At 37.4% G+C, this 19,318-nt stretch carries 20 protein-coding genes; 18 read left to right on the plus strand and 2 right to left on the minus strand.

The genetic code is table 11. The features are described 5' to 3' along the window. Positions 1–16: 16 nt before the first annotated feature. Entirely contained in the window at positions 17–151 is a 135-nt protein-coding gene (locus ACXVYO_RS20755) for a YqzM family protein (protein ID WP_000997609.1), read from the minus strand. A gap of 347 nt (positions 152–498) precedes the next feature. Here ACXVYO_RS20755 and holA point away from each other — a divergent pair, with 347 nt between their 5' ends. Further along, positions 499–1,509: a DNA polymerase III subunit delta gene (gene holA, locus ACXVYO_RS20760; protein ID WP_073516550.1), complete on the plus strand. Its 1,011-nt coding sequence runs from the start codon at positions 499–501 to the stop codon at positions 1,507–1,509. A gap of 83 nt (positions 1,510–1,592) precedes the next feature. Here holA and rpsT read toward each other — a convergent pair whose 3' ends face one another. Further along, positions 1,593–1,850, minus strand: a complete 258-nt coding sequence (rpsT, locus tag ACXVYO_RS20765; RefSeq protein ID WP_001274014.1) for a 30S ribosomal protein S20 — start codon at positions 1,848–1,850, stop codon at positions 1,593–1,595. 181 nt (positions 1,851–2,031) lie between these two features. Here rpsT and gpr point away from each other — a divergent pair, with 181 nt between their 5' ends. The 17 genes from gpr to ACXVYO_RS20850 all read left to right on the plus strand — a co-directional run bounded on the left by gpr (position 2,032) and on the right by ACXVYO_RS20850 (position 19,267). After that, complete coding sequence (gpr, locus tag ACXVYO_RS20770; RefSeq protein WP_000662642.1) at positions 2,032–3,135, plus strand: GPR endopeptidase; 1,104 nt, start codon at positions 2,032–2,034, stop codon at positions 3,133–3,135. Continuing rightward, positions 3,135–3,497: a DUF3679 domain-containing protein gene (locus tag ACXVYO_RS20775; protein ID WP_141524218.1), complete on the plus strand. Its 363-nt coding sequence runs from the start codon at positions 3,135–3,137 to the stop codon at positions 3,495–3,497. Before gpr ends, ACXVYO_RS20775 begins: the two co-directional genes overlap by 1 nt. 210 nt (positions 3,498–3,707) lie before the next feature. After that, the gene (lepA, locus tag ACXVYO_RS20780; RefSeq protein ID WP_063260785.1) at positions 3,708–5,531 is read left to right on the plus strand and encodes an elongation factor 4; all 1,824 of its coding nucleotides are present in this window, start codon (positions 3,708–3,710) and stop codon (positions 5,529–5,531) included. Positions 5,532–5,680: 149 nt separating this feature from the next. Next, entirely contained in the window at positions 5,681–6,055 is a 375-nt protein-coding gene (locus ACXVYO_RS20785; RefSeq protein ID WP_001293536.1) for a winged helix-turn-helix transcriptional regulator, read from the plus strand. Positions 6,056–6,106: 51 nt separating this feature from the next. After that, complete coding sequence (gene hemW / locus ACXVYO_RS20790; RefSeq protein WP_458468374.1) at positions 6,107–7,246, plus strand: radical SAM family heme chaperone HemW; 1,140 nt, start codon at positions 6,107–6,109, stop codon at positions 7,244–7,246. A gap of 133 nt (positions 7,247–7,379) precedes the next feature. Next, positions 7,380–8,396 (plus strand): heat-inducible transcriptional repressor HrcA, encoded by a 1,017-nt coding sequence (hrcA, locus tag ACXVYO_RS20795; RefSeq protein WP_458468375.1) that lies wholly within the window; start codon positions 7,380–7,382, stop codon positions 8,394–8,396. A 114-nt stretch (positions 8,397–8,510) separates the two neighbouring features. Then, the gene (grpE, locus tag ACXVYO_RS20800) at positions 8,511–9,077 is read left to right on the plus strand and encodes a nucleotide exchange factor GrpE (RefSeq protein ID WP_000392717.1); all 567 of its coding nucleotides are present in this window, start codon (positions 8,511–8,513) and stop codon (positions 9,075–9,077) included. A 26-nt stretch (positions 9,078–9,103) separates the two neighbouring features. Next, entirely contained in the window at positions 9,104–10,939 is a 1,836-nt protein-coding gene (gene dnaK / locus ACXVYO_RS20805) for a chaperone protein DnaK (RefSeq protein WP_000034698.1), read from the plus strand. A 193-nt stretch (positions 10,940–11,132) separates the two neighbouring features. Further along, a complete protein-coding gene (gene dnaJ / locus ACXVYO_RS20810; RefSeq protein WP_000043953.1) occupies positions 11,133–12,248 on the plus strand; it encodes a chaperone protein DnaJ in 1,116 nt (371 codons plus the stop codon). Positions 12,249–12,276: 28 nt separating this feature from the next. Then, positions 12,277–13,215, plus strand: a complete 939-nt coding sequence (gene prmA / locus ACXVYO_RS20815; protein WP_087956980.1) for a 50S ribosomal protein L11 methyltransferase — start codon at positions 12,277–12,279, stop codon at positions 13,213–13,215. A 144-nt stretch (positions 13,216–13,359) separates the two neighbouring features. Next, positions 13,360–14,109: a 16S rRNA (uracil(1498)-N(3))-methyltransferase gene (locus ACXVYO_RS20820; RefSeq protein WP_458468376.1), complete on the plus strand. Its 750-nt coding sequence runs from the start codon at positions 13,360–13,362 to the stop codon at positions 14,107–14,109. Positions 14,110–14,115: 6 nt separating this feature from the next. Next, entirely contained in the window at positions 14,116–15,468 is a 1,353-nt protein-coding gene (mtaB, locus tag ACXVYO_RS20825) for a tRNA (N(6)-L-threonylcarbamoyladenosine(37)-C(2))-methylthiotransferase MtaB (RefSeq protein WP_061677306.1), read from the plus strand. A gap of 423 nt (positions 15,469–15,891) precedes the next feature. Then, complete coding sequence (gene rpsU / locus ACXVYO_RS20830) at positions 15,892–16,065, plus strand: 30S ribosomal protein S21 (protein WP_000048061.1); 174 nt, start codon at positions 15,892–15,894, stop codon at positions 16,063–16,065. Positions 16,066–16,080: 15 nt separating this feature from the next. Further along, positions 16,081–16,524, plus strand: coding sequence for a GatB/YqeY domain-containing protein (locus tag ACXVYO_RS20835; RefSeq protein ID WP_000054579.1), 444 nt, complete (start codon positions 16,081–16,083; stop codon positions 16,522–16,524). Positions 16,525–16,632: 108 nt separating this feature from the next. Beyond that, entirely contained in the window at positions 16,633–16,926 is a 294-nt protein-coding gene (gene yqfC, locus ACXVYO_RS20840; RefSeq protein ID WP_000732264.1) for a sporulation protein YqfC, read from the plus strand. 178 nt (positions 16,927–17,104) lie between these two features. Then, positions 17,105–18,304, plus strand: a complete 1,200-nt coding sequence (gene yqfD / locus ACXVYO_RS20845; RefSeq protein ID WP_458468377.1) for a sporulation protein YqfD — start codon at positions 17,105–17,107, stop codon at positions 18,302–18,304. 3 nt (positions 18,305–18,307) lie between these two features. Next, entirely contained in the window at positions 18,308–19,267 is a 960-nt protein-coding gene (locus tag ACXVYO_RS20850; RefSeq protein ID WP_458468378.1) for a PhoH family protein, read from the plus strand. The last annotated feature ends 51 nt before the right edge of the window (positions 19,268–19,318 follow it).

A 19,318-nucleotide genomic window follows, 5' to 3' on the forward strand; every position in this document is an offset into this window, starting at 1 on the left:
CAGTAAGCAGCAGTCTTTAAGAACCGATAAATTTAATAACAGTTGCAATGATGAAAAGTGTTGCGAAAAAACCAAATGAGACGATAAATCCTACCCCTGAATCAATAGCGTCATTGCGTTTACTTTGAACGTTTTGTTCAAAATCATTCATTTAGAATCCCTCCCCAACATTCCACTTTAGTATAAAATATTGTCAGAAAAAAATCTACAATTTCCAGTATGAAGAGAAATCGAGCGTTCTTACTACTTTTAGATCATGAAGGAACGGGAGTTTTTTGTTTCCAAGCATGTTAACAGTTGGCACTTATACTCGAATTTTTATTGTGAATAATAAAGGGAAGGTGATTACCGCACACCAATAAGAAACCCGGGACTTATTGTGTGGCGTTTAATATAAATAAAGGGACGGGTTATACAGCCTGTTCCTTTGTACTTGTAAAACGAAAGCTAGGGCATTAGTATAAATATATATTGCCAAGTTAGGGAGTAGGAAAAAGTATGAGTGATGTACATAAAAAGATTAAAAAGAAGCAGTTTGCTCCGTTGTATTTAGTGTATGGAACGGAAGCGTTTTTTATAAATGAAACGATAAAGCTTATTACAACAGAAGCGCTTGAAGAGGAAGATCGCGAGTTTAATGTTGTGACATATGATTTAGAAGAAGCGTATTTAGAAGATGTGATTGAGGATGCGCGTACGCTTCCTTTTTTTGGAGAACGTAAAGTGTTATTAATAAAATCACCACTATTTTTAACTTCACAAAAAGAAAAATTAGAGCAAAATATAAAAATTTTGGAAGAATATATTGGGGAGCCTTCTCCATTTTCTATTCTTGTTTTTGTTGCGCCTTACGAAAAACTTGATGAACGAAAAAAAATTACAAAACTATTAAAGAAAACAGCGGACGTAGTAGAAGCGAATGCGATGCAAGTGCAGGATGTTCAGAAGTGGATCGTTGCTCGTGCAGATGAAGTGCATGTGCATATTGATAATGCAGCTGTTAGTTTGTTGTTAGAGCTTGTGGGAAGTAATGTAACGATGTTGGCGAAGGAAATGGACAAGTTAACGTTATACGTTGGTATGGGTGGAGAGATTACACCGAAACTTGTTGCAGAGCTTGTGCCAAAATCGGTTGAACAAAATGTGTTTGCTTTGACAGAAAAAGTGGTAAAAAAAGATATCGCGGGTGCGATGCAAATTTTGGATGGATTATTTACGCAGCAAGAGGAACCCATTAAATTGCTTGCTTTATTAGTAAGTCAATTCCGCTTGCTGCATCAAGTGAAAGAGTTACAGCAGCGTGGTTATGGACAAAATCAAATTGCGTCTCATATTGGTGTGCATCCATATCGTGTAAAGTTAGCGATGAATCAAACGAAGTTTTTCTCTTTTGAAGAATTAAAAAAAGTGATTATAGAATTAGCAGAAGCTGATTATAGTATGAAGACTGGAAAAATGGATAAGAAACTTGTGCTTGAATTTTTCTTAATGCGGTTAAATCATATGTGATGAAACAAAAAAGTTCACGTGCTAGGCACGTGAACTTTTTTGTATATAAAAAAACGATCCAAATGGATCGTTTTTTAAACGCCTTACGCGTTTACTTGTTTCGCTAAGCGAGATTTTTGACGAGCTGCAGCGTTTTGGTGGATAAGACCTTTACGAGCTGCTTTGTCAAGTTTTTTAGAAGCAGTTTTGAAAGCTTCTTTAGCATTTTCAAGATCGTTATTAGTAACTAAAGCTTCTACAGTTTTAACAGCAGAACGCATGTCAGACTTGATAGAAGCGTTATGTGAACGACGCTCTTCGCTAAGTTTAGCGCGTTTGATAGCAGATTTGATGTTTGCCATACTTTTCACCTCCCTGGTGCAATCGAATGACTCGATTCTTAACATAGAACAAGTGATATTCTATCAAACGGTGAAGAGAATTGCAATAGTATATCAATGAAATTTCACGTAAAGGAAAGAATGACCTTATATAACTTTGGGAAATCTAACGATATTTACTATGAATTACGGAGGAGATACGATGAAAGAACCATTAGATTTAAGTAAATATAGTGTTAGAACTGACCTTGCTGTAGAGGCACATCAAATGCTGCAAGAGAGTCAAGAAGAACAAAAAGGGATACAAGGGGTTATTGTAAAAGAGAGGGAAGAAGAAGGTATTACCATTACAAAAGTAACGATTGATGAAATTGCCTCTGAATCGATGGGTAAAAAACCTGGGAGTTATTTAACGCTTGAAGTACAAGGTATACGTCAACAAGATACGGAACTGCAACAAAAAGTAGAGCGTATTTTTGCAAAAGAATTTTCTTATTTCTTAGAAGAGGTTGGTGTTACGAAAGAAGCAAGTTGTTTAATTGTTGGTCTTGGGAATTGGAATGTAACGCCAGATGCGCTTGGGCCGATCGTTGTAGAAAATGTATTGGTAACGAGACATTTGTTTCAATTGCAGCCTGAAAGTGTCGAAGAAGGCTTTAGGCCAGTTAGTGCAATTCGGCCGGGGGTGATGGGAATTACAGGAATCGAAACGAGCGATGTCATTTATGGAATCATTGAGAAGACGAAGCCAGACTTTGTCATTGCAATTGATGCATTAGCTGCCCGTTCTATTGAACGAGTAAATAGTACGATACAAATTTCTGATACGGGAATTCATCCTGGATCGGGTGTTGGGAATAAGCGTAAGGAACTTAGTAAAGAAACATTGGGTATTCCTGTTATCGCGATTGGTGTTCCGACTGTGGTTGATGCCGTTTCGATTACAAGCGATACAATTGATTTTATTTTGAAACATTTCGGCCGGGAGATGAAGGAAGGAAACAAACCTTCCCGATCTTTGTTACCAGCTGGGTTTACATTTGGAGAAAAGAAAAAATTAACAGAAGAAGATATGCCGGATGAAAAGAGTCGGAATATGTTTTTAGGTGCTGTAGGTACACTGGAAGATGAAGAGAAGAGAAAATTAATTTATGAAGTGTTATCTCCTCTTGGCCATAATTTAATGGTTACTCCAAAAGAAGTGGATGCTTTCATAGAGGATATGGCAAATGTAATAGCGAGTGGTTTAAATGCAGCCTTGCATCATCAAATTGACCAAGATAATACAGGAGCATATACACATTGATGGGAAGAGACGATAATCATTTAAGCCGCTTTTCGCTTTTATGTATATGTAGTGCGGCCATATGTTTACTTATGATAATAGCAGGGGTGGCACTTGCTAATCATGGTTTGAAAAGTATGAAAGGTTATCAGCAAATGTCGTATGAACAAATCGCTCATATGACAGGAACAGAGGGTGCGGGTGCAGAATCAGAAATTTTGGGAGGTTCGTTTTCCGTTACCGAAAAACAAAAGCAATTAGAAAGTTTAAAGAGTTTTAATGTTGTAGAAGGAATTGGTATGGCAATAGCAAGTGCTACTTATGAAGTAACAAAGTTTGGAACGGATATAGTTATTGGGAAAGTGAAAGAGATTTTTAGTTAAGGGTAGCAAGAAGAACGGTTGTCTTACCATTTTGTACGACAGCCGTTTTTTAATTTGAAAAAGGTTTGTCTCTTATGGTTTGTTCGCATAAGATATAGATAGAATGATTTGTATTGTAAGCAGCACGAGTTTTCATTGAATCTTTGCTGCTCTATTGATATAATCAGTGCTAGTGTATATTGGCGAGACTATTAGGAGTTGAGAACATAGATGAACAAAGAAGAAAGAGCAAAAAGACAGTCCAAAATCCGTAATTTCTCTATCATTGCTCATATTGACCACGGAAAATCAACGTTAGCAGATCGTATTTTAGAGAAAACAAACGCGTTAACACAACGTGAAATGAAAGCTCAATTGCTTGACTCTATGGATTTAGAGCGTGAGCGTGGTATTACAATTAAATTAAACGCAGTACAGTTAACGTATAAAGCGAAAGACGGTGAAGAATATATTCTTCACTTAATTGATACACCAGGACACGTCGACTTTACGTACGAAGTATCTCGTAGTTTAGCGGCTTGTGAAGGTGCAATTCTTGTAGTGGATGCAGCGCAAGGTATTGAGGCGCAAACGTTAGCGAACGTATACTTAGCGCTTGATAACAATTTAGAAATTTTACCGGTTATTAATAAAATCGACTTACCAAGTGCAGACCCAGAACGTGTACGCCAAGAGGTAGAAGATGTAATCGGTTTAGATGCATCAGAAGCTGTACTTGCTTCTGCAAAAGCTGGTATTGGTATTGAAGATATTTTAGAACAAATCGTTGAAAAAGTACCAGCACCAACAGGTGATTCAGAAGAGCCGTTACAATGTATGATCTTTGACTCTTTATATGATCCGTACCGAGGTGTAATTGCTTATATCCGTGTTGTAAATGGAACGGTAAAAGTTGGCGATAAAGTACGTATGATGGCAACTGGTAAAGAATTTGAAGTAACAGAAGTAGGTGTATTTACACCGAAGACTACGCAACGTGATGAGTTAACTGTAGGTGATGTAGGTTTCTTAGCGGCATCGATTAAAAATGTTGGTGACACGCGTGTTGGTGATACGATTACACATGCGAAACGTCCAGCTGCAGAGCCGTTAGCAGGTTATCGTAAATTAAACCCAATGGTATTCTGTGGTTTATATCCAATTGATTCTGCACGTTACAACGATTTACGTGATGCGTTAGAAAAATTAGAGTTAAACGATTCTGCACTTGAGTTTGAACCAGAAACATCTCAAGCACTAGGATTTGGTTTCCGTTGTGGATTCTTAGGACTTCTTCACATGGAAATCATTCAAGAGCGTATTGAACGTGAATTTAAAATTGACTTAATTACAACAGCGCCAAGCGTTATTTATAAAGTGTATTTAACAAACGGTGAAGATGTAATTGTTGATAATCCATCTAATATGCCAGATCCACAGTCTATCGATCGCGTAGAAGAGCCGTTTGTGAAGGCTTCAATTATGGTTCCGAATGACTATGTTGGAGCTGTAATGGAAATTTGCCAAGGTAAACGTGGAACGTTTATTGATATGCAATATTTAGATGAAACGCGTGTTACATTAACATATGAAATCCCATTATCAGAAATCGTATATGATTTCTTCGATCAATTGAAATCAAATACAAAAGGGTATGCATCATTTGATTACGAGTTAATTGGTTATAAACCATCTAAACTTGTGAAAATGGATATTCTTTTAAATAATGAACAAGTGGATGCTTTATCATTTATCGTACACCGTGATTCAGCGTATGACCGTGGTAAAGTAATCGTAGAGAAATTAAAAGAATTAATTCCGAGACAACAGTTCGAAGTGCCAATTCAGGCAACTATCGGAAACAAAGTTGTAGCACGTTCTACAATTAAGGCGATGCGTAAAAACGTACTTGCAAAATGTTACGGTGGTGACATTTCTCGTAAGCGTAAACTTCTTGATAAGCAAAAAGAAGGTAAAAAACGTATGAAGTCTGTCGGTTCTGTAGAAGTACCGCAAGAAGCATTCATGGCTGTACTGAAAATGGATGACAACTAATAATTGATTGTTATTTCATGCGAATTGATATAAAAAAGAAGTCGTCTATACGGCTTCTTTTTTATATCACTACTTTTTAGACAACGTAGCTTCTCTCATTTACAATGGTGAGAGAGCTTTTTAGTTCATATAGAGTTAGGAGTTTGTTAATGTCCGAAAATATTCGAAAAGATATTCACGAGAAAATACAAAATGGCAATTTTAATTGTGAAAAGGAATTGACGCTTTCTATTATTAGCGGGAAGTGGAAAGTTGTGATACTGTGGCATCTTGGTGTGGAAGGGCCTCATCGTTTTAGTGAATTGCAACGATTATTCCCGAGCATTTCTCATAAAGTTTTGTCGAATCAATTAAAAGAGTTAATGGAAGATGGGATTGTTGATAGAACAGTATACCCAGAAATTCCTCCGCGAGTGGAGTATTATATGACGGAATTAGGCATGTCGCTTTTGCCAATCGTTGAAATGATGTATGATTGGGGAAAAATGCGAATGGAGCAAATTCGTAATACGTTAGAGAAGTAAAGAAGCCTCCCGAGCGCGGAGGTTTTCTTTTTAGAAAGGTAGGAGTTATATTTGGTGCAAGCTGCATATATTCATATTCCGTTTTGTCAGCATATTTGTCACTATTGTGATTTTAATAAAGTGTTTATTGAACGCCAACCGGTCGATCAATATTTAGAGTATTTAGAGAAAGAAATAATAAATACAGTCCAAAAGGTCCCATTTGATAGTATGAAAACGATTTTTGTTGGTGGAGGAACCCCGACAGCGTTAAATATGGAGCAGACAAAAAAGTTACTCGATATTATAAACCGTCGTTTACGTCCATTTGCTCCGAATTGTGAATTAACATTTGAAGCGAATCCAGGTGATTTACCGAAAGAGAAGTTACATGTATTGCTAGAAGGTGGAGTGAACCGAATTAGTTTTGGCGTGCAAACATTTCGAGATGAATTGCTTGAGAAAATTGGGCGCAAGCATACGAGGGAAGATGCATTTGTAGCAATTAGAGAAGCGCAGGAAGTGGGCTTCAAAAATATAAATGTAGATATTATTTATGCTCTGCCAGGGCAGACGATAGAAGATGTGAAAGAAACGCTAGATATTGCTTTTACGCTCGGTGTACAACATTTCTCGGCCTACTCATTAATTGTGGAACCGAAAACTGTTTTTTATAACTTAATGAATAAAGGGAAATTAAGACTTCCAGGTGAAGACCATGAAGCAAAAATGTACGAAATGGTAATGGATGAAATGGAGAAACACGGCTATACCCAGTATGAAATTAGCAATTTCTCAAAAGGTGATAATGAAAGTAGACATAATCTCACATACTGGAATAATGAAGAGTATTATGGATTTGGAGCTGGGGCACATAGTTATGTAAATGGAGAACGTATCCAAAATGTAGGACCGCTCAAGCAATACTTCAATAAAATCGATGAAACTGGATTTCCATATTTAGATGTTCACGCGGTGACGGAGAAAGAAAGAATGGAAGAAGAGTTGTTCTTAGGACTTCGAAAAACAAAAGGTGTATCTAAAATAGGATTTCAAAAGAAATTTAATATGGAAATGGATGAAGTTTTCGCGAAGCAGTTACAAAGCAACGAAGAACAAGGGTTGCTTGAAGAGAGCGATGGATATGTTCGTTTAACGCGAAAAGGAAAATTATTAGGGAATGAAGTATTCCAATCATTTTTGATTGACTAATTAAATGTTCCATTAACGTGAAAAAGTTTCATTATTTCGTGACGTTTCCGTTGACAATTGAATGTCAATTTTGGTAAGTTATTAATAGATTTAGCACTCGAAGACAAAGAGTGCTAACAGAGGTGATGATGAGATGCTTACGGAACGTCAGCTCTTAATTTTACAAACAATTATTGATGACTTTATTGGATCAGCGCAACCTGTTGGGTCGAGGACGTTGGCTAAGAAAGATGAAATTACGTTTAGTTCAGCTACTATTCGAAATGAAATGGCTGATTTAGAAGAACTAGGATTTATTGAAAAAACGCATAGTTCTTCAGGACGTGTTCCTTCTGAAAAAGGATATCGTTTTTATGTAGATCATCTTTTAGCGCCGCAAAACTTACCGAACGATGAAATTGTACAAATTAAAGATTTATTTGCTGAAAGAATTTTTGAAGCAGAAAAGATTGCACAGCAATCGGCTCAAATTTTATCAGAGCTTACGAATTATACGGCCATTGTTCTTGGACCGAAGTTAAGCACAAATAAACTTAAAAACGTACAAATTGTACCGCTTGATCGTCAAACTGCAGTCGCTATTATTGTAACGGATACAGGGCATGTACAAAGCAAAACGATTACCGTTCCGGAATCTGTTGATTTATCAGATTTAGAAAAAATGGTTAATATTTTAAATGAAAAGCTGTCGGGCGTACCAATGGCAGAATTGCATAACAAAATCTTTAAAGAGATTGTTACAGTTTTACGTGGGTATGTTCATAATTACGATAGTGCAATAAAAATGTTAGATGGTACATTTCAAGTTCCTTTATCGGAAAAGATATACTTTGGAGGAAAAGCAAATATGCTTTCGCAACCAGAGTTCCATGACATTCACAAAGTAAGATCCTTACTGACGATGATTGATAATGAAGCCGAGTTTTATGACATTTTGCGTCATAAACAAGTAGGTATTCAAGTGAAAATTGGTAGGGAAAACTCTGCGACGGCCATGGAAGATTGTAGTTTAATTTCTGCAACCTATTCGATTGGAGACGAGCAACTTGGAACAATTGCTATTTTAGGTCCGACAAGAATGCAATACTCTCGGGTAATTAGTTTGTTACAGTTATTTACGAGACAATTTACTGATGGACTTAAAAAGTAAATGAGAGTAATACATTCGCTCAAGTAATGAAATTTTCATTGCTGTGTGTAATATATAATGCTTAGGTAATTGTGTTCAGCATAATACCTAATACCTTTTAAGGAGGTGAATATTGTGGAAGAGCGTAACGAACAAGTGGTAGAAGAAGTAAAAGAAGCGCAAGTTGAAGAAGCTGTCACGACAGAAAACAGTGAAAAAACTGTAGAAGAAAAAAGTGAGGCTGCTCTTTTACAAGAAAAAGTAGATGAGTTACAAGCGAAACTAACGGAAACGGAAGGTCGCACATTACGTCTACAAGCTGATTTTGAAAATTATAAGCGTCGTGTCCAAATGGATAAACAGGCTGCTGAAAAATATAGAGCACAAAGTCTAGTTTCAGATATTTTGCCAGCTCTTGATAATTTTGAAAGAGCGATGCAAGTGGAAGCAACTGATGAGCAAACGAAGTCCTTGTTACAAGGTATGGAAATGGTGCATCGTCAATTGTTAGAAGCGTTGACTAAAGAAGGTGTTGAAGTGATTGAATCTGTTGGTAAACAGTTCGACCCTAATGAACACCAAGCTATTATGCAAGTGGAAGATAGTGAATTTGAATCAAACGCGGTAGTTGAAGAATTCCAAAAAGGTTATAAACTAAAAGACCGTGTGATTCGCCCATCAATGGTAAAAGTAAATCAATAATTTACATAAAAGTAGGAGGATTCGCCATGAGTAAAATTATCGGTATTGACTTAGGTACAACAAACTCTTGTGTAGCTGTTATGGAAGGTGGAGAACCAAAGGTTATCCCAAATCCAGAAGGAAACCGTACAACACCTTCTGTTGTAGCTTTCAAAAATGAAGAGCGTCAAGTTGGGGAAGTTGCAAAGCGTCAAGCAATTACAAACCCAAATACAATCATGTCTGTTAAACGTCATATGGGTACAGACTACAAAGTAGAAGTTGAAGGTAAAGATTATACACCTCAAGAAATTTCTGCAATCATTTTACAAAACCTAAAAGCTTCTGCTGAAGCATACTTAGGTGAAACAGTTACGAAAGCTGTTATTACAGTACCTGCATACTTCAACGATGCAGAACGTCAAGCAACAAAAGATGCTGGTCGTATCGCTGGTTTAGAAGTTGAGCGTATCATTAACGAACCAACAGCAGCAGCGCTTGCTTACGGTTTAGAAAAACAAGATGAAGAGCAAAAAATCTTAGTATATGACTTAGGTGGCGGTACATTTGACGTATCTATCCTTGAGTTAGCAGACGGAACATTCGAAGTTATTTCAACTGCTGGTGACAACCGTCTTGGTGGAGATGACTTTGACCAAGTTATTATTGACCACTTAGTAGCTGAGTTCAAAAAAGAAAATAACATTGATTTAAGCCAAGATAAAATGGCACTTCAACGTTTGAAAGATGCAGCTGAAAAAGCGAAAAAAGATCTTTCTGGCGTAACACAAACACAAATTTCATTACCATTCATTAGTGCTGGAGCTGCTGGCCCATTACACTTAGAATTAACATTAACAAGAGCGAAATTCGAAGAGCTTTCAGCAGGTCTTGTTGAAAGAACGTTAGAGCCAACTCGCCGTGCATTAAAAGACGCTGGTTTTGCTCCAAGCGAATTAGATAAAGTTATCCTTGTTGGTGGATCTACTCGTATCCCAGCTGTACAAGAAGCTATTAAACGTGAAACTGGTAAAGAACCATATAAAGGTGTAAACCCTGATGAAGTTGTAGCGTTAGGTGCTGCAGTTCAAGGTGGCGTACTTACTGGTGATGTAGAAGGCGTACTATTATTAGACGTAACTCCACTTTCTTTAGGTATTGAAACTATGGGTGGTGTGTTCACGAAATTAATCGAGCGTAACACTACAATTCCAACAAGTAAGTCACAAGTATTCTCAACAGCTGCTGATAACCAACCGGCAGTAGACATTCACGTATTACAAGGTGAGCGTCCAATGTCAGCTGACAACAAAACATTAGGTCGTTTCCAATTAACAGACCTTCCACCAGCACCACGTGGTATTCCACAAATCGAAGTAACATTCGATATTGATGCGAACGGTATTGTTAACGTACGTGCAAAAGACTTAGGAACAAGCAAAGAGCAAGCTATTACAATCCAATCTTCTTCAGGTCTTTCTGATGAAGAAGTAGATCGTATGGTACAAGAAGCAGAAGCGAATGCTGACGCTGACCAAAAACGTAAGGAAGAAGTTGAACTTCGTAACGAAGCTGACCAACTTGTATTCCAAACGGATAAAGTTGTAAAAGATTTAGAAGGTAAAGTGGATGCAGCTGAAGTTGCAAAAGCAACAGAAGCGAAAGAAGCATTACAAGCTGCGATCGAGAAGAACGAGCTTGAGGAAATCCGTGCGAAAAAAGACGCTTTACAAGAAATCGTACAACAATTAAGTGTTAAATTATACGAGCAAGCTCAAGCAGCTGCAGGGCAAGCAGAAGGTGCACAAGGAGCACAAGATGCTGGCGCGAAGAAAGACAATGTAGTAGACGCTGAGTTTGAAGAAGTAAAAGAAGATAAGTAATATAAATAAGTAAGATGACAAAAAGTCAAAGTCAAGCGTGCCTTGGCTTTGGCTTTTTTCATGAATGAGAAGAAAAGTGTGAGGTTCTTAAGTTTTTTACTTTGCATACTGTAAGTGAGGAAACTTTGTTGCAAAGCACTTTCTTTCGGTGTTAAAATTACGTTTATGTGAAAGATTCGGGGGTTGTAAATTTATGAGTAAACGAGATTATTATGAGGTCCTTGGACTTAGCCAAGGTGCTTCAAAAGATGAAATAAAAAAAGCGTATCGTCGTTTGGCTAAAAAATACCATCCAGACGTAAGTAAAGAAGAAAATGCAATTGAAAAGTTTAAAGAAGTACAAGAAGCATACGAAGTATTAAGCGACGACCAAAAGCGCGCACAATATGATCAATTTGGTCATGCTGGTGCAAATCAAGGTTTCGGTGGCTTTGGCGGCGGAGGAGACTTCGGCGGTGGTTTCGGTTTCGAAGATATCTTTAGTTCGTTCTTTGGCGGCGGTGGCGGTAGACGTCGTGATCCAAATGCTCCGCGTCAAGGTGCTGACTTACAATATCAAGTTACTTTAGAGTTTGAAGAAGCTATTTTTGGTAAAGAATTAAATGTCGAGATTCCAGTAGAAGATCCATGTGATACTTGTAAAGGTAGTGGAGCGAAACCAGGAACTTCAAAAGAAACATGTAAACATTGTTCAGGTTCAGGGCAAGTAAGTGTAGAACAAAATACACCATTTGGTCGTATCGTAAACCGTCAAGCTTGTGGTCATTGTTCAGGAACTGGTCAAATGATTAAAGAAAAATGTACGACATGTCACGGTTCTGGTAAAGTACGTAAACGTAAAAAAATCAACGTTAAAATTCCAGCAGGTATCGATAATGGTCAACAAATCCGTGTATCTGGAAAAGGTGAAGCGGGTGTAAATGGCGGACCAGCAGGAGATTTATATGTTGTTGTTCATGTAAGAAATCATGAATTCTTTGAGCGCGAGGGAGATCACATTATTTGCGAAATGCCATTAACATTTGCGCAAATGGCACTTGGTGCTGAAGTGGAAGTTCCTACCGTTCATGGGAAAGTGAAGCTGAAAATTCCAGCAGGAACACAAACAGGAACAGAATTCCGCTTAAAAGGAAAAGGTGCTCCGAATGTACGTGGATACGGTCAAGGAGATCAATATGTAGTCGTTCGTGTTGTTGTACCAACGAAATTAACTTCACATCAAAAAGATTTATTACGTGAATTTGCGGGACAAGAAGAGCAGGATGATAGTCTATTTGGAAAGCTTAAACGTGCTTTCAAAGGGGAATAATGGAAATAAAAAATGGAGTTGGTAAATTGTGAAATGGTCAGAAATTAGTATTCATACAACAGAAGAAGCAGTAGAAGCTGTCTCTCATATTTTACATGAAGCTGGTGCTAGTGGAGTTGCGATTGAGGACCCAGCGGAGTTGACGAAAGAGCGCGAGCAACAATATGGTGAAATTTATGCATTGAACCCAGATGAGTATCCGGCGGAAGGTGTATTAATAAAAGCATATTTCCCGCAAACGGATTCTTTACATGAAACGATTGCAGGTGTAAAATCATCTATTGATATGCTTCCATCTTACGACATCGAAATTGGTACTGGAAATATTACAGTTAACGAAGTCAATGAAGAAGACTGGGCTACTGCTTGGAAAAAATATTACCATCCAGTACAAATTTCTGATACATTCACAATTGTGCCGACGTGGGAAGACTATACACCATCTTCTCCGGAAGAAAAAATTATTGAATTAGATCCAGGTATGGCGTTTGGGACGGGAACTCATCCGACAACAACGATGTGTATTCGTGCTTTAGAAAAAACAGTTCAGCCAGGTGACACTATTATTGATGTAGGAACAGGTTCTGGTGTACTTAGTATTGCAGCAGCAAAATTAGGTGCGTCTTCTGTTCAAGCGTATGATTTAGATCCGGTTGCAGTTGAAAGTGCAGAAATGAATGTACGTTTAAATAAAACAGATGATATTGTGTCTGTTGGACAAAATAGTCTTTTAGAAGGCATTGAAGGTCCTGTTGATTTAATCGTAGCTAACTTATTAGCAGAAATTATTCTATTATTCCCCGAAGATGCAGCGAGAGTTGTGAAGTCGGGCGGATTATTTATTACATCGGGCATTATTGCTGCTAAGGAAAAAGTAATTTCTGAAGCGTTAGAAAAAGCTGGATTTACAATTGAAGAAGTGTTAAGAATGGAAGATTGGGTAGCAATTATTGCACGAAATGCGTAATATAGATTTTAGTCTATAATGAAAAGGGGAGTCTCTCACTATAAAGTGAGGGACTTGCCGTTTGTTATATGAAAAATGATAACGTTTCGTTCTTTTCGTAAGTATTGACTTACGAAAGGAACGAAACTCTACTAAGGTGATTATATGCAACGTTATTTTGTAGAAGAGAAATATGTAAATGAGACAAGTATTCGCATTGTAGGTGATGACGTACATCATATCGCAAGAGTGATGCGTATGTCAGCTGGTAATCACATTTATTGCTGTGTAAACGGAGAAACAGCCGTATGTTCAATTGATGAAATTACCAGTGAATTTATTAATACGGCTATTGTAGAATGGGTAGAGGCGTCAAGTGAACTTCCTGTTTTCGTGACGATTGCAAGTGGACTGCCGAAAGGAGACAAGCTAGAGTTGATTTTTCAAAAAGGAACTGAGCTTGGGGCAGCTGCATTCTTACCATTTCAAGCATCTCGATCTATTGTAAAATGGGATGCAAAAAAAGCTGATAAAAAAGTTGAGCGTTTAAGAAAAATTGTGAAAGAAGCTGCGGAACAATCGCATAGAAGTGAAGTTCCAGAAGTACATGCTCCGGCATCATTTAAACAATTGCTTTCGATGAGTGGTGAGTATGATGTTTGTCTTGTTGCTTACGAAGAGGAAGCAAAACAAGGGGAGAAATCTAACTTTGCGAAAGCTTTAACGACGATGAAACCAGGTCAAAAGCTATTGATTGTATTTGGCCCAGAAGGCGGTTTAGCTGAGGAAGAGATTACAACGCTTCGTGAACATAAATTTGTACCATGTAGTTTAGGACCAAGAATTTTAAGAACAGAAACGGCGCCGTTATACGCGTTAAGTGCTGCTTCGTATCATTTTGAATTGATGGGGTGATGATCAATGTCAACTGTTGCGTTCCATACGTTAGGTTGTAAAGTAAACCACTATGAAACAGAAGCCATTTGGCAATTGTTTAAACAAGGTGGATATGAAAGAACTGAATATGAAAAGAAATCTGATGTATACGTTATTAATACGTGTACAGTAACGAATACGGGAGATAAGAAAAGCCGTCAAGTTATTAGACGTGCTGTTCGCCAAAACCCGGATGCGGTTATTTGTGTAACTGGATGTTATGCACAAACATCTCCAGCGGAAATTATGGCGATTCCAGGTGTAGATATTGTAGTTGGTACACAGGATCGTGAAAAGATGTTAGGATACATCGAAGAATTCCGCAAAGAGCGTCAGCCAATTAATGCTGTCCGCAACATTATGAAAACACGTGTATACGAAGAACTGGATGTACCTTATTTCACGGATCGTACACGTGCATCTTTAAAAATACAAGAAGGTTGTAATAACTTCTGTACATTCTGTATTATTCCTTGGGCACGTGGTTTAATGCGCTCTCGTGATGGGAAAGAAGTTATTAAACAAGCGCAGCAATTAGTAGATGCAGGCTATAAAGAAATCGTATTAACAGGTATTCATACAGGTGGGTACGGTGAAGATATTAAAGATTATAACTTAGCTGGATTACTTCGTGATATGGAAGCGGAAGTAGGCGGATTAAAACGTCTTCGTATTTCTTCTATTGAAGCGAGCCAGATTTCAGATGAAGTAATTGAAGTGTTAGATAAGTCTGAAGTAGTTGTACGTCATTTACACATTCCATTGCAATCTGGATCTAATACAGTATTAAAACGTATGCGTCGTAAGTATACGATGGAATTTTTCCAAGAGCGCTTAGATCGTTTGAAAGAAGCGTTACCAGGTCTTGCGATTACATCGGACGTAATCGTTGGTTTCCCAGGTGAAACAGAAGAAGAATTCATGGAAACATACAATTTCATTAAAGAGAATCGCTTCTCTGAGTTACACGTATTCCCTTACTCAAAACGTACGGGAACACCTGCAGCGCGTATGGAAGATCAAGTTCCTGAAGATGTGAAGAACGATCGCGTTCACCGTTTGATTGAACTATCTAATCAATTAGCGAAAGAGTATGCGTCACAGTTTGAAGGCGAAGTACTTGAAATCATTCCAGAAGAGCAATTTAAAGAGGGCGACCGCGAAGGGTTATATGTAGGTTATACAGATAACTACTTGAAAATTGTATTTGAAGGTTCAGAAGAATTAATTGGTAAACTAGTGAAAGTGAAAATTACGAAAGCTGGTTATCCATATAACGAAGCGCAATTTGTTCGTGTTCTTGAAGATGATGTAAAAAAAGAATCAGCAAGCGCATAAAGTGAAACTTTAATCAGCGGAGGATTCATCCCCCGCTGATTATTAGCCTTCACCAATCGGGCTTTTACTGCCCGGTAAATAGCCGGGAAAAAAGCATGCCAACGGAAACGATTTGCATGCTTTTTTTTCGTGGAGGAGTTAAGTACTGAAAAGGCAGGTACGTTGAATGAGTAGTTATTTGATGTTTTCTTGTATTAAACAAGGTGTAAAGATAAAAATATAGTTGTCTTCAGAGGAAAAGGATAATAGCTATCTACATAGCTTTTGAACAGGGAAGGGCATCTATTCTTCTTTTATTCTGCCAAATAGTTGACCTGAAGTGATAAAATGTATTATAATCGTAAAAGACATGCTGAAGAAGGGTTTCTTTTTGCATGCTGAAATTAGTATGTAAGTGTGATGTTTCGGAGGGAGGGAAAGAGAATGTCAAAAACAGTCGTTCGTAAAAACGAGTCTTTGGAGGATGCACTTCGCCGTTTTAAAAGATCGGTTTCTAAAACTGGTACACTTGCTGAAGCAAGAAAGCGCGAGTTTTATGAAAAGCCAAGTGTAAAACGTAAGAAGAAATCTGAAGCGGCAAGAAAGCGTAAATTCTAAGAGAGGGTGTAAGTTATGAGTCTTCTCGGTCGTTTAAACGATGATATGAAACAAGCGATGAAGAATAAACAAAAAGAAAAATTAACCGTTATTCGTATGGTTAAGGCTGCTTTACAAAATGAAGGTATTAAACTGCAACATACTCTTACAGAAGAAGAGGAATTAACAGTTTTAGCTCGTGAAGTAAAACAGTATAAGGACTCCCTCCTTGAATTTAAAAAAGCTGGTCGTGAAGACCTTGTTAATAAACTGCAAAGTGAAATTCAGATTTTAAGCGCATATTTGCCGGAGCAATTAACAGAAGAAGAACTAGCGAATGTAATTAAGCAAGTTATTTCTGAAGTTGGTGCGACTTCTAAAGCAGATATGGGTAAGGTGATGACTGCTGTTATGCCGAAAGTAAAAGGTAAAACAGACGGATCACTTGTGAATAAGTTGGTTATCCAGCTATTAGCATAAAAAAACGTCTCATTTCGTATGAGACGTTTTTTTATGCTTTTTTTCAGTTTGGACGTGATATTACAAGCTCTTTTTTCATACATATGGGATGAGAGGGGGTCTTTTGAGATGAAAAAATTAGAACAAATGAAGAATTGGTTAACAAAGCAAATAGACCTGCCAGTGGATGTGCTAATGGATCTACCTCGGATCACGCTTGTTGGGCAAGTGCATATCTATATAGAAAATCATCGGGGGTTATTAGTGTTTTCAGATAAAGAAGTAAGATTGTTATTAAAGCACGGTCAATTATTAATTAAAGGGCAATCTTTTATTATTAAAACAATCCTTCCAGAAGAACTTTTGCTTGAAGGGATAATTGAGCAAGTGACGTTTTTAGAAAACGAAAAAAAAGAGGAGTGAGGGAAACTTCCATATGTGAAGTTTTTCTTCGTTATTTTCGTGATTCGACCTTACTAGTCAGTTTATCACGCTATTTATGGGTGGTAGAACTCTTTATTTCATTTTCGTACGAGCTATTTTGCTAATTAAAGTGAAAAAAGTAGTGTGTATACTTTTGGAAAGGTAGTGGAGATAGTAGATGAAAAATAAATGGTTTATAAAGTGGCTTGGATATGTAAAAGTACGAATTGAAGGTAGAGGAGCGGAACGGTTCGTTAACGAATGTGTACGTAGAAAATTATTAGTTTGGGATGTTAAGAAGATTGCTGATGAAACGTTAGTTTTTTGTATGTTATTACGAGATGTGAAGAAAATAAAACCAATTTATAGAAAAAATGAATGTAAACTATATTTTATTGGGCGTTACGGTTTTCCTTTTTTGAATAAGCGTTTAATTAAAAATAGTGGATTCTTAATTGGTTTTTTAATTTTCTTTTTTGGCATGATTGCATTATCCAATATGGTTTGGAAAATTGAAATTACAGGAGCGAAACCTGAAACAGAATATATATTGATGAAAGAATTGGACAAAATGGGTATTAAAAAAGGAAAATTACAATTCCAGATGCCTAATGTAGAAGATGTGCAGCGTCACTTGACGGACAATATTAATGCGATTACTTGGGCGGGACTAGAAATAAGAGGAACGACGTACCATTTTAAAATTGTTGAAAAGAACGAGCCAAAAAAAGAAAAGGAACAAAGGCCGCAAAATTTAGTAGCAAAAAAAGAAGCGATTGTGACAAAAACATTTGTTGAAGTAGGAAAACCAGTTGTCTTGAAAAATGACCATGTCGAAAAAGGACAGCTTCTCGTATCAGGGATATACGGTAATGAGGAGAGTCCGACGATTGTTTCGGCCAAAGGTATTGTATATGGAGAAACGTGGTACACATCTGAGGTGAATGTGCCACTAAAGACGCAATTTCAAGTATATACTGGCAATGCATATAATGAGCATTACCTTACATTTGGGAGTACGAAAATAAAAATATGGGGATTTCAACATGATAAGTATAAACGCTCTCGTACTGAAAGTGTAAAACACGATGTGAAACTATTTGGTTTTACACTGCCGATCGCGTACGAAAAAGATATTGTGCGAGAAGAGGAAGAAGCGAATCGGGAATATACAGAAAAACAGGCAATGAAAGTAGCGAAAGAGATGGCAGAAAAAGAACTAAAGAAAAAATTGGATGAACATGCTATGATTGTAAGTGATAAGATTTTGAGTAAAGAGGTTGAGGCGGATCAACTAAAAGTTACATTGCATTATACTGTGATCGAAAATATTGCAGAGCCACAACCAATATCCGAATCCGATATTCAAGGAGACTGAGTAATGGCAGAACAATTAGTAGAAATGAACCAACAATTGGAAAATACTAACGAAGCAATCGCTCTTTTTGGAGTCAATGATGCTCATTTGAAAGTAATTGAACGGGAACTGAATGTATCGATTGTAACTAGAGGTGAAACTGTTCATGCATCTGGAGCGGTTGAAACTGTGGCACTCGTAGAAAAAATCTTACAGCAATTACTTGTTGTTATTCGAAAAGGTGTATCAATTACAGAAAGAGATGTTGCGTATGCAATTCAGCTCGCGCAACAAGGGAATATTGCTCAATTTGAAGAGTTATATGAAGAAGAAATCTTTAAAACGGCAAAAGGTAAATCCATTCGTGTAAAAACAATGGGGCAAAGAAGATATATTCATGCAATGAAGAAGAATGATATTGTATTTGGAATAGGACCTGCTGGGACTGGGAAAACATACTTAGCTGTAGTAATGGCTGTGAGAGCTTTAAAGCAAGGGTATGTAAAGAAAATTATTTTAACGAGACCGGCTGTAGAAGCTGGAGAAAGTTTAGGCTTTTTACCAGGAGATTTGAAAGAGAAGGTAGATCCGTATTTACGTCCATTGTATGATGCGTTGCACGATATTCTTGGACAAGAATATACGCAACGTATGATGGAGCGAGGCGTAATTGAAATCGCGCCTCTTGCTTATATGAGAGGGCGTACGCTTGATGATTCATTTGTTATTTTAGATGAAGCGCAAAATACAACGGGTGCACAAATAAAAATGTTTTTAACAAGATTGGGTTTTAGTTCTAAAATGGTTATTACGGGGGACCCTTCACAAGTAGACTTACCAAAAGGGGTAAAATCAGGGCTTTCGCTAGCTTCTAACATTTTATCTGGTGTATCGGGTCTTTCGTTCATTACATTAGAACAAACGGACGTTGTGAGGCATCCGCTGGTGCAACGTATTATTGAGGCATATGATAAAATGGAATGATCCTATTTGTCAGGATCATTTCTTTTTGTATTAAGGTTGGCGAACGGCATA

It is taken from the genome of Bacillus sp. BC08, assembly GCF_054326875.1.

Coding starts and splice junctions, on each gene's coding strand:
- ACXVYO_RS20755 (WP_000997609.1), bottom strand. CDS start 151: ATGAATGATTTTGAACAAAACGTTCAAAGTAAACGCAATGACGCTATT.
- holA (WP_073516550.1), top strand. CDS start 499: ATGAGTGATGTACATAAAAAGATTAAAAAGAAGCAGTTTGCTCCGTTG.
- rpsT (WP_001274014.1), bottom strand. CDS start 1,850: ATGGCAAACATCAAATCTGCTATCAAACGCGCTAAACTTAGCGAAGAG.
- gpr (WP_000662642.1), top strand. CDS start 2,032: ATGAAAGAACCATTAGATTTAAGTAAATATAGTGTTAGAACTGACCTT.
- ACXVYO_RS20775 (WP_141524218.1), top strand. CDS start 3,135: ATGGGAAGAGACGATAATCATTTAAGCCGCTTTTCGCTTTTATGTATA.
- lepA (WP_063260785.1), top strand. CDS start 3,708: ATGAACAAAGAAGAAAGAGCAAAAAGACAGTCCAAAATCCGTAATTTC.
- ACXVYO_RS20785 (WP_001293536.1), top strand. CDS start 5,681: ATGTCCGAAAATATTCGAAAAGATATTCACGAGAAAATACAAAATGGC.
- hrcA (WP_458468375.1), top strand. CDS start 7,380: ATGCTTACGGAACGTCAGCTCTTAATTTTACAAACAATTATTGATGAC.
- dnaK (WP_000034698.1), top strand. CDS start 9,104: ATGAGTAAAATTATCGGTATTGACTTAGGTACAACAAACTCTTGTGTA.
- dnaJ (WP_000043953.1), top strand. CDS start 11,133: ATGAGTAAACGAGATTATTATGAGGTCCTTGGACTTAGCCAAGGTGCT.
- ACXVYO_RS20820 (WP_458468376.1), top strand. CDS start 13,360: ATGCAACGTTATTTTGTAGAAGAGAAATATGTAAATGAGACAAGTATT.
- mtaB (WP_061677306.1), top strand. CDS start 14,116: ATGTCAACTGTTGCGTTCCATACGTTAGGTTGTAAAGTAAACCACTAT.
- rpsU (WP_000048061.1), top strand. CDS start 15,892: ATGTCAAAAACAGTCGTTCGTAAAAACGAGTCTTTGGAGGATGCACTT.
- ACXVYO_RS20835 (WP_000054579.1), top strand. CDS start 16,081: ATGAGTCTTCTCGGTCGTTTAAACGATGATATGAAACAAGCGATGAAG.
- yqfC (WP_000732264.1), top strand. CDS start 16,633: ATGAAAAAATTAGAACAAATGAAGAATTGGTTAACAAAGCAAATAGAC.
- yqfD (WP_458468377.1), top strand. CDS start 17,105: ATGAAAAATAAATGGTTTATAAAGTGGCTTGGATATGTAAAAGTACGA.
- ACXVYO_RS20850 (WP_458468378.1), top strand. CDS start 18,308: ATGGCAGAACAATTAGTAGAAATGAACCAACAATTGGAAAATACTAAC.